At 69.1% G+C, this 9,982-nt stretch carries 9 protein-coding genes; 3 read left to right on the plus strand and 6 right to left on the minus strand.

What is annotated here, in order from left to right; translation table 11 throughout:
- From ACWEN3_RS32860 to ACWEN3_RS32880, 5 genes are all read right to left on the minus strand, one after another.
- Nucleotides 1-1,155 (minus strand): 4Fe-4S dicluster domain-containing protein (locus tag ACWEN3_RS32860; protein WP_452978266.1); only part of this gene is annotated, 1,155 nt, incomplete at its 3' end.
- Between the two features lie 28 nt (nt 1,156-1,183).
- The gene (locus ACWEN3_RS32865) at nt 1,184-2,146 is read right to left on the minus strand and encodes an electron transfer flavoprotein subunit alpha/FixB family protein (protein ID WP_452978268.1); all 963 of its coding nucleotides are present in this window, start codon (nt 2,144-2,146) and stop codon (nt 1,184-1,186) included.
- 21 nt (nt 2,147-2,167) lie between these two features.
- Nucleotides 2,168-2,953, minus strand: coding sequence for an electron transfer flavoprotein subunit beta/FixA family protein (locus ACWEN3_RS32870; protein WP_452978271.1), 786 nt, complete (start codon nt 2,951-2,953; stop codon nt 2,168-2,170).
- Between the two features lie 67 nt (nt 2,954-3,020).
- Entirely contained in the window at nt 3,021-4,187 is a 1,167-nt protein-coding gene (locus ACWEN3_RS32875; RefSeq protein WP_452978274.1) for an acyl-CoA dehydrogenase family protein, read from the minus strand.
- A gap of 63 nt (nt 4,188-4,250) precedes the next feature.
- Nucleotides 4,251-5,435, minus strand: coding sequence for a CaiB/BaiF CoA transferase family protein (locus ACWEN3_RS32880; RefSeq protein WP_452978277.1), 1,185 nt, complete (start codon nt 5,433-5,435; stop codon nt 4,251-4,253).
- 289 nt (nt 5,436-5,724) lie between these two features.
- Here ACWEN3_RS32880 and ACWEN3_RS32885 point away from each other — a divergent pair, with 289 nt between their 5' ends.
- Both ACWEN3_RS32885 and ACWEN3_RS32890 read left to right on the plus strand, forming a co-directional pair.
- Entirely contained in the window at nt 5,725-6,675 is a 951-nt protein-coding gene (locus ACWEN3_RS32885) for a LysR family transcriptional regulator (protein WP_452978279.1), read from the plus strand.
- 223 nt (nt 6,676-6,898) lie between these two features.
- A complete protein-coding gene (locus ACWEN3_RS32890; RefSeq protein ID WP_452978282.1) occupies nt 6,899-7,768 on the plus strand; it encodes an FAS1-like dehydratase domain-containing protein in 870 nt (289 codons plus the stop codon).
- 30 nt (nt 7,769-7,798) lie between these two features.
- Here ACWEN3_RS32890 and ACWEN3_RS32895 read toward each other — a convergent pair whose 3' ends face one another.
- Nucleotides 7,799-9,001, minus strand: coding sequence for an RNA-guided endonuclease InsQ/TnpB family protein (locus ACWEN3_RS32895; protein WP_452978285.1), 1,203 nt, complete (start codon nt 8,999-9,001; stop codon nt 7,799-7,801).
- A gap of 147 nt (nt 9,002-9,148) precedes the next feature.
- On the opposite strand from ACWEN3_RS32895, the gene ACWEN3_RS32900 reads away from it, so the two are divergent.
- Nucleotides 9,149-9,958, plus strand: a complete 810-nt coding sequence (locus ACWEN3_RS32900) for an HpcH/HpaI aldolase/citrate lyase family protein (RefSeq protein ID WP_452978288.1) — start codon at nt 9,149-9,151, stop codon at nt 9,956-9,958.
- Nucleotides 9,959-9,982 lie beyond the last annotated feature (24 nt).

The raw sequence follows: 9,982 nt of genomic DNA on the forward strand, positions 1-9,982 counted from the left end.
GCACTGCTCGACGCAGGCGCCGCAGGTGGTGCAGGACCACAGCACGTCCGGGTCGATGACGCCGTTCTCCTCGGCGGTGCCGATCAGCGGGCGCTGCGCTTCCGCACCTTCCTCTCCTGATTCTCCGGCCAGCAGGTACGGGGCCTTGGCGTGCGCGTTGTCGCGCAGCGACATGATCAGCAGCTTCGGCGACAGCGGCTTGCCGGTGTTCCAGGCGGGGCACTGCGACTGGCAGCGGCCGCACTCGGTGCAGGTGGAGAAGTCGAGCAGGCCCTTCCAGGAGAACTGCTCGACCTGGGAGACGCCGAAGACGTCGTCCTCGCCCGGGTCCTCGAAGTTGATCGGCTTGCCGCCGGACGTCATCGGCTGCAACGCACCCAACGCGGTCGAACCGTCGGCGTTCCGCTTGAACCAGATGTTCGGGAACGCCAGGAACCGGTGCCAGGCCACACCCATGTCGGTCTTCAGCGCGACCGTGATCATCCAGACGAAAGACGTCCCGATCTTGATCATCGCGGTCAGGTACACCAGGTTCCGCAGGGTGGTCAGGCTCAGCCCCTTGAAGGCTGCGACCAACGGGTACGAGACCAGGTACGAGGCCTCGTACCCACTCACCCCGTGCAGCGCGCCCTCCAGACCGCGCAGCGTCAGGATCGCCAGGCCGATGACGAGGATGACGGCTTCGACGAAGTACGCCTGGCCGATGTTGGAACCCGTGAAGCGCGACTTGCGGCCCGTTCGCCTCGGGTGGGACAGCTGGCGGATCCCGATGAGCGTGAGGATGCCGAGCGTGGTGAGCAGACCGATGAGCTCGGTGAAGACCTCGTACGGTGCCCAGTTCCCGATGAACGGGATGTACCAGTCGGCCTGGAACAGCTGTCCGAAGGCGTTCACCAGGGTCAGGACGAGGGTGAAGAAGCCCACCGCCACGAACCAGTGCGCGACGCCGACGACGCCCCAGCGGTTGAGGCGGGTGTGGCCGAGGAACTCCCTGAGCAGAGTCAGACTGCGCTGCTTCGGGTTGTCGGTGCGGGTGCCCGCGGGCACGTCCTGCCCGAGCCGCACGAAGCGGTAGATCCGGCCGACGGCCCGGGCGAACAGTGCCGCGCCGACCACGGCCAGGACCAACGACACGATGATCGCGGCGAGTTGCATGGAGAACGCCTTCTGTTTCTCGCGGGAGTCAGCCCTTGCGGGCCTTGATCTCCTCGGTCAGCTGCGGGACGACGTCGAAGAGGTCGCCGACGACGCCGTAGTCGACCAGCTCGAAGATCGGGGCCTCGGCGTCCTTGTTGACGGCGACGATCGTCTTCGAGGTCTGCATGCCGGCACGGTGCTGGATCGCGCCGGAGATGCCGTTGGCGATGTACAGCTGCGGCGAGACCGACTTGCCGGTCTGGCCGACCTGGTTGGTGTGCGGGTACCAACCGGCGTCCACCGCGGCGCGGGAGGCGCCGACGGCAGCGCCGAGCGAGTCGGCGAGGGCCTCGATGATCGAGAAGTTCTCCGCGCCGTTCACACCACGGCCACCGGAGACCACGATCGCGGCCTCGGTCAGCTCCGGACGGCCCGTCGACTCACGCGGCGTACGGCCCGTGACCTTCGTACCGGTCGCCTGCTCCGAGAACGACACGTTCAGCGCCTCGACCGCACCGGCCGCCGGAGCGACCTCCACGGCGGCGCTGTTCGGCTTCACCGTGATGACCGGAGTGCCCTTGATGACACGGGACTTGGTCGTGAACGAGGCGGCGAACACCGACTGGGTCGCCACCGGCCCCTCCTCCCCGGCCTCCAGGTCGACGGCGTCGGTGACGATGCCCGCACCGATTCGCAGCGCCAGACGCGCCGCGACCTCCTTGCCCTCCGCCGAGGACGGCACCAGCACGGCGGTCGGGGACACGGCGTCGTAGGCGGCATGCAACGCGTCCACCTTCGGCACGACCAGGAAGTCGGCGTACTCGGACGCCTCGTGGGTGAGGACACGGGTCGCACCGTGCTCGGCCAGCGCGGCAGCCGTGCTGTCCGCACCGGCGCCCAGCGCGACGGCGACCGGCTCACCGATCCGACGGGCGAGCGTCAGCAGCTCAAGGGTGGGCTTGCGGACGGCACCGTCCACGTGGTCGACGTAGACGAGAACTTCAGCCATGGGAAAGCAACTCCTAACGATTTAGACGAACTTTTGGCCCGCGAGGAACTCGGCGAGCTGCTTGGCGCCGTCGCCCTCGTCCTTCACGATCGTGCCCACCGTGCGGACGGGACGCTGGGCCGCCGAGTCGACCTTGGTCCAGGCGCCGTCGAGACCCACCTGGTAAGCCTCGATGCCCAGGTCGGACAGGTCCCAGGACTCCACCGGCTTCTTCTTGGCCGCCATGATTCCCTTGAAGGACGGGTAACGCGCCTCACCGGACCGGTCGGTCACCGAGACCAGCGCGGGCAGGGATGCCTCCACCCGCTCGGTGGCGGAGTCGGTGTCACGGCGGCCCTTGACCGTGCCGTCCTCGACCGACACCTCGGACAGCAGGGTCACCTGCGGCACACCGAGACGCTCGGCCAGCAGCGCCGGGACCACGCCGGCGGTGCCGTCCGTCGACGCCATGCCGGAGACCACCAGGTCGAAGCCGGCCTTCTCGATCGCCTTCGCCAGCACCAGCGACGTACCGATGACGTCGGTGCCGTGCAGATCGTCGTCCTCCACGTGGACGGCCTTGTCCGCGCCCATCGAAAGGGCCTTGCGCAGCGCGTCCTTGGCATCCTCCGGACCCATGGTCAGCGCGATGACCTCGGCGTCGCCGTCGTGGTTCTCGGCGATCCGCAGCGCCTGCTCGACCGCGTACTCGTCCAGTTCCGACAGCAGACCGTCCACGTCGTCACGGTCGACGGTCAGGTCCTCCGCGAAGTGCCGGTCGCCAGTGGCGTCAGGAACGTACTTCACACAAACAACGATTTTCACCATGAGGGTGCGCTCCTGTTCTCCATGGCAGCCCTCGCCCGGGCCGCCTTCCTGTTTTTCGTGCCTGCCATCAGGCGTCGAGGCCGCCGCGCTTGACGAGCTGGGCCGCGATCACGTTCTTCTGGATCTCATTGGTGCCCTCGCCGACGATCATCAGCGGAGCGTCACGGAAGTACCGCTCGACGTCGAACTCGGTCGAGTAGCCGTAACCGCCGTGGATACGGACGGCGTTGAGGGCGATCTGCATGCCGGTCTCGGAGGCGAACAGCTTCGCCATGCCGGCCTCCATGTCCACCCGTCGGCCGGCCTCGGCCTCCCGGGCGGCGTACAGGGTCAGTTGCCGGGCGGCGGTCAGCGACGTGGCCATGTCGGCGAGGTAGTGACCGACCGCCTGGTGCTGCCAGATGGGCTTGCCGAAGGACTCACGCTCCTGGGCGTACGCGAGCGAGTCCTCCAGCGCCGCCCGGCCGACGCCGAGCGCGCGGGCCGCGACCTGGAGACGGCCGGTCTCCAGACCCTTCATCATCTGACCGAACCCCTTGCCCTCGACGCCGCCGAGCACCGCGTCCGCGGGCACGCGGTAGTCGTCGAAGGCCAGCTCGCAGGTCTCCACGCCCTTGTAGCCCAGCTTGGGCAGGTCGCGGGAGACCGTGAGACCCGGCCCGTGCTCGGCGAGGAGGATCGAGATGCCCTTGTGCGCGGGGCTCGCGTCGGGGTCGGTCCTGCACATCAGCGCGATCAGCCCGGCGCGCCGGGAGTTGGTGATCCAGGTCTTGGAGCCGTTGACCAGATAGCCGTCGGCATCCTTGCGGGCGACGGTGCGCATGGCCTGGAGGTCGGAACCGCCGCCGGGCTCGGTCAGGGCCATGGTGGCCCGCATCTCGCCGGTGGCCATCTTCGGCAGGTAGCGGCGCTTCTGCTCCTCGGTGCCGAAGTGCACCAGCAGCTTGGCCACCACGGTGTGGCTGCCCATGGCGCCGGCCAGGCTCATCCAGCCACGGGAGAGTTCCTCGGTGACCAGGACGAAGCAGGGCATGGAGACGGGGTTTCCGCCGTACTCCTCGGGAATCGCCAGCCCGTAGATGCCGAGCCGCTTCATCTGCTCGATCAGGGCCTCGGGGTAGGTGTTGGAGTGCTCGAGTTCCTGGACGACGGGCTTCACCTCCTTGTCGACGAACTCGCGTACGGTCTTGACAACGAACTGTTCGTCCTCGGAGAGGGCGTCCAGGGTGCTCACGGTGTACTCCTCGTCTTTCAGGCATTTCAGGTACTTCAGGTCGTTCGGTGCCGAGGCGTGCTGTCAGATGACGCCGTCGGCCCGCAGTCCCTCGATCCGGGCTGCGGTCAGTCCCAGTTCGGTCAGGACCCGCTCGGTGTGTTCGCCGACGGCGGGCACGGGGTCCATGCGCGGCCCGATTCCGGCCAGGTCCGCCGGCGGCCGCAGGGCCGGCACCACGGCGCCGGGGATCGCCACGTCGTGCCAGCGGCCGCGCTCGGCGAGCACGGGGTGGTCGATGAATTCGTGTACGTCGTTGACTCCGGCGTTCGCGATCCCTGCCGCGTCCAGCTGTTTCGTCAGCTCGTCGCTGCCGGTCCGCAGGAACCGTTCGGCGACGATCGCGTTGAGCTCGTGCCTGTGGGCGACCCGGTCCGATCCAGTGGCGAACCGTGGATCGTCCACCAACTCCGGCCGGACCAGGACGTGTTCGCACAGCGCGGCCCACTCCCGCTCGTTCTGGATGGAGAACAGCACCTGCTTGCCGTCGGCCGTGGTGTAGGCGCCGTACGGTGCGATGGTGGCGTGCTGGGTGCCCAGCCGTGGGGGCTGGGTGCCGCCGTGCCGTGTGTAGTACGCGGGCTGGCCCATCCACTCCGCCAGCGCCTCGAAGAGCGACACCTCCACGGCCCGCGCCACACCGGTGGTCGCCCGTGTGTAGAGCGCGGTCAGGACGCCGGAGTAGGCGTACATGCCCGCGGCGATGTCGGCGACCGACACACCGACCCGGGCGGTCTCCTCCGGCGTACCGGTCAGCGAGACCAGGCCGGTCTGACACTGGATGAGCAGGTCGTAGGCCTTGCGGTCCGCCCACGGGCCGGTGGTGCCGTATCCGGAGACAGTGCACGGGATCAGCGAGGAGTGCCGTCGCGTCAGGGATTCGGCGTCCAGCCCCAGACGGGCCGCCGCACCAGGCGCGAGGTTCTGTACGAACACGTCCGCCCGGCCCAGCAGTTGTTCCAGTACGTCCCGGCCGGCCGGGGACTTCAGGTCCAGCGTCACCGACTCCTTGGACCGGTTCAGCCAGACGAAATAGCTGGACTGGCCGTGCACCGTGGTGTCGTAACGGCGCGCGAAGTCGCCGCCCCCGGGCCGCTCCACCTTGATCACACGGGCACCGAGGTCGGCCAGTTGGCGGGTGGCGTACGGTGCCGCCACCGCCTGCTCGACACTCACGACGGTGACACCGGAGAGCGGAAGTGCGGTCATGCTCGGGCCTCCAGGGACCTTCCAGGGCCTTGCGGGGAACGTGCTGCGTGGAGGGCCTCGTCGTCGGCGGATCTCCCGTCGGGGTGATACGGCAGATCCGCCGACGCGGAGGACGGGTGCGGCATCGCCCTCCAGCCGCCCGATGCACCGTTGTGCAGCCGGTGCAGTGCGGGAACCTCCCTCGTTCCGGCAGCAGTGCCATCATGGATGCTCATGGGGCTGCAGGTGAAATGCTGATTTTTGATGGCTCCATGCTCAGCACAGATAGCACGGACGAGGCGGAGGAACGATGGACCTCAAACAGCTCAGAGCGCTCGTCACGGTGGCCGAGGCGGGCAGTGTCACGCGCGCGGCGGAACTGCTGCATCTGGTCCAGCCGGCCGTCACCCGGCAGATCCGCACCCTGGAGCAGGAGTTGGGTGTCGCTCTGTTCGAGCGGACCCGGCAGGGAATGCAGCTCACGGCGGCCGGTACGACCATGGTGGAGCGCGCCCGGCGTGCCCTGAACGAGCTGGAGCGGGCCCGCGCGGAGATCCGGCCGACACCGGACGTGGTCAGCGGCATCGTGACCGTCGGCCTGCTCGACAGCGCCACCGACCTGCTGGCCGAACCCCTCGCGTCGGCCGTCATCCGTGACCACCCCGGCATCGAGCTGCGCCTGCTCACCGCGTACTCCGGCCACCTTCAGCAGTGGCTCGACGAGGGAGACGTGGACCTGACACTGCTGTACAACCTCGCCGGCACACCGTCGCTCAACGTGGAACCGCTGGTGCGGGAGCGGCTGTGGGCGGTCGCGCCGCCGTCCGCCGGGCTCCGGGCGGACGAGCCCGTCCCGTTGGAGCAGGCCGTGTCGCATCCGCTGGTGGTGCCCGCGGCCGGCCACGGACTGCGTACGGTGATCGACGCGGCCGTCGCGCAGGCCAAGGTGGAGATGAACCTGGTCGTCCAGACCAACTCCATGCTCGTGCAGAAACAGCTCGTGCGGGCCGGTCACGGCTGGACCATCCTGCCCGGCGTCGGCATCGCCGAGGACGTGGCGAACGGTTCGCTGAGCGCCGCGCCGCTGTGTGAACCCGAGGTGTGGCGCTCGATCGTGCTCGGCACCTCCCGGGCCGGGCGGGTCACGCCCGCGGCCGAGGTCGTGGCCAAGGAACTGTCCCGCCAGATCCACTCGGCCGTACGACAGGGCCGGTGGCCGTCCGCGGAGTTGCACGACAGGGGCGCGGGGAAGGGAGCGTGACGGCGCCCGTCCCACCGCGCAGCGCCCGGGCGGCGTACGTCCGTGGAGGCGGCCATACCGCCAAGGCATAGCGGCATCAGGGACTTCTATTACTCAAGACCACCCATCAGCGCGCATGATGATGAGCCTGCCGCCGCCCCGTCGGCGTCGCCACCAGGCCTGTCGCGCTTCGGCGACCTCCGCGGCCGATCGCACCGCCCTCGCCACTCGTTGAGGAGAAGCCATGCACAACGTCCAGAGCGGACTCGGCTCCTACGTGGAATCGTGGAGTCCTGGAGCGGTCGCCGAGGACGATGTCCTGTCCCCCGCCCCGGTGGCCGCGTTGTCGGCACTCCTGGACCAGTCGAGGCCGGCCACTGCGGCCGGTGACGCGCTGCCCCCGCTGTGGCACTGGCTGTACTTCCTTCAGTGGCCGGCGCAGCAGGACTTGGGAGACGACGGACACCCCCGTCACGGGCACTTCCTGCCGCCCGTCCCCGACCGGCAGCGGATGTTCGCCGGAGGACGCTGCCAGATCGTCGAACCGCTGCGCGTCGGTGAGCCCGCTCAGCGCGTCAGCAGCGTGAGCACGGTCGCGACCAAGCAGGGCTCCACCGGGGAACTCCTCTTCGTCACCGTGCGCAGTGAGTACCTTCAGCACGGCACCACGCGCGTGGTCGAAGAACAGGACCTCGTCTACCGGTCGGGGCGAAGCGCGGGGCAGCATCCGGCGGATCTCGACATCGCCGCCCGGCCGCACTCCGAGGACGCCTGGCAGCTCCCGCTGCAGCCGGACCCGGCGCTGCTGTTCCGGTTCAGCGCCCTCACCGCGAACGCGCACCGCATCCACTACGACACACCGTACGCCCAGGGCGTGGAGGGCTACCCCGGCCTCGTCGTCCACGGCCCGCTCCTGGTGCTGACCCTGCTCGAACTGGTACGTCGCAACGCTCCCACCCGCCCTGTCCGGTCCGTGTCCTACCGGCTGCGACGCCCCGCGTTCGCGGGCGAGCGCCTGCTCGCGACCGGCGCCGCAACGGGCCGGAACGCCTCCCTGAGCATCGCGACGCATCGTGAACAGCGCCACGCCACGGCCGAGGTGACCTTCGCTTGACTTCCTCCCCCTCCTGAAGGAGGGGGATTCCTACGGCTCGCGCCGTGGGGGTTTCTGCTTCATCGCCGACTGCCCGCCCGGAGTTCTCCGTTGAGGTCTTACACCGGCTCCACAGACAGACACCGTCAGTCCGACGGCCAGGATGTTCTTCGCCGCGTTCACGTCCCGGTCGTGGGTCGCCCCGCAGTCACACGTCCAGGTGCGGACGTGCAGCGGCATCCTGTCCTGCAGGGCACCGCAGGCGGAGCACAGCTTGGAGGAGGGGAACCAGCGGTCGATCGCGATCACTTCGCGGCCGTACCACTGGGCCTTGTACTCCAGCAGGCTCCGGAACTCGGCCCACGCCGCATCGCTGATGGCGCGGGCCAGGCTGCCGTTCTTCACCATGTTCCGAACGGCGAGGTCCTCGATCACGATCGTTTGGTTTTCACGAACGAGTCGAGTGGTGAGCTGGTGCAGGTGGTCGCGCCTGCGGTCGGCGATGCGGACGTGAACCTTGGCGACCTTGCGGCGGGCCTTGGCCCGGTTGGCTCCGTCGCCCTTGGCCTTGCGGGCCAGCTGCCGCTGCGCCTTCGCGAGCCGGGTCCGGTCACGCCGCTCGTGCCGGGGGTTGGCGATCTTCTCTCCGGTGGACAGAGTCAGCAGGTGGTCGAGTCCGACGTCGATGCCGACGGCCCGCTCCGTGGCCGGCAGGGGGCTTACGGACGGGTCCTCGCACAGCAGGGACACGAACCAGCGGCCGGCCGCGTCCTGCGACACTGTCACCGTGGACGGCGACGCACCCTCGGGCAGCGGACGGGACCACACGATGTCGAGCGGCTCGCTCATCTTCGCCAGGGTCAGCCTGCCGTCCCGGTAGCGGAAGGCGCTGGTGGTGTATTCCGCCGACTTCCGGGACTTCTTCCGCGACTTGAAACGCGGGTATTTGGCTCGCTTGCCGAAGAAGTGGGTGAACGCCACCTGCAAGTGCCGCAGCGCCTGCTGGAGAGGGACCGACGACACCTCGTTCAGGTAGGCCAGTTCCCCGGTCTTCTTCCACGTCGTCAGCATCGCGGAGGTCTGGTTGTAGTTGACCCGTTCCTGTCGCGCCCACGCCTCGGTGCGGGCGGCGAGCGCCATGTTGTAGACCTTCCGGACACAGCCGAACGTGCGTGACAGCTCGGCTGCCTGCGCATCGGTCGGATAGAAGCGGAACTTGAACGCCCGCTTCACAGCGTTCGTGGTCACGCTCACAAGCTAGTGAGTCAACCTGTGACAATCAAACCTGCTGGCCAGAGCCCGGCATTCCGCCTTGGCGGCGAAACCCCGCCCCCTTGCCCTGCTCCGCAGGGTTTCGTTTCCTCCCCGGCTGAAGCCGGGGGTATCCACGAAAGAGCCCGCATGACTCTCTCCCGAAGCCGGCTCGAGACCGCCCGCAGCCTGCTGTTCGTCCCCGGTGACCGGCCGGACCGGTTCGCCAAGGCGGCCTCCGCCGGCGCGGACGCGGTGATCGTCGACCTCGAGGACGCCGTCGCCGCGCAGGACAAGGACCGGGCGCGCGAGAACGTGGCCGCATGGCTCGGCGCGGGCAACAGCGCCGTGGTCAGGATCAATGCGCCGGGCACGCCGTGGAGCGACGCCGATCTCGAAGTGGCGGCCCGTTTCAGCGTCCCCGTCATGGTGCCCAAGTCCGAGGACCCCGCCGTACTGGCGCAGCTCTCCCGTCGTACGGCCCGCAAGTGCCCCCTGATCCCGCTGGTCGAGACGGCCGCCGGCGTGGAGCGGGCGCTCGCGGTGTGCGCCACGCCCGGCGCGGTCCGCCTGGCTTTCGGCAACGCCGACCTGTCCAGCCAGCTCGGCGTCGCCCCTGACGACCACATGGCACTCGCGTACGCCCGCTCGAAACTGGTCTCGGCGTCGGCCGCCACAGGCCTGTGCCCCCCTGTCGACGGTGTCACCATCAGCGTGAAGGACTCGGACGCCCTCACCGCGGACATCGCGCACGCCCGCCGCCTGGGCTTCACCGGGAAGTTGTGCATCCACCCCACCCAGATCGCCGCTGTAACGGCCCAGTTCGCCCCTACCGAGAGCGAGCAGCGGTGGGCGCGCGCCGTGGTCGAAGCGGGCGATTCGGTCACCGCGGTCGACGGGCAGATGGTCGACAAGCCCGTGCTGGAACGCGCTCGGCGGATCCTCGCCGCCGGCGGTTGAGGTACGCGCGGCACCGGGCGGTCC

It is taken from the genome of Streptomyces sp. NPDC004561, assembly GCF_053602155.1.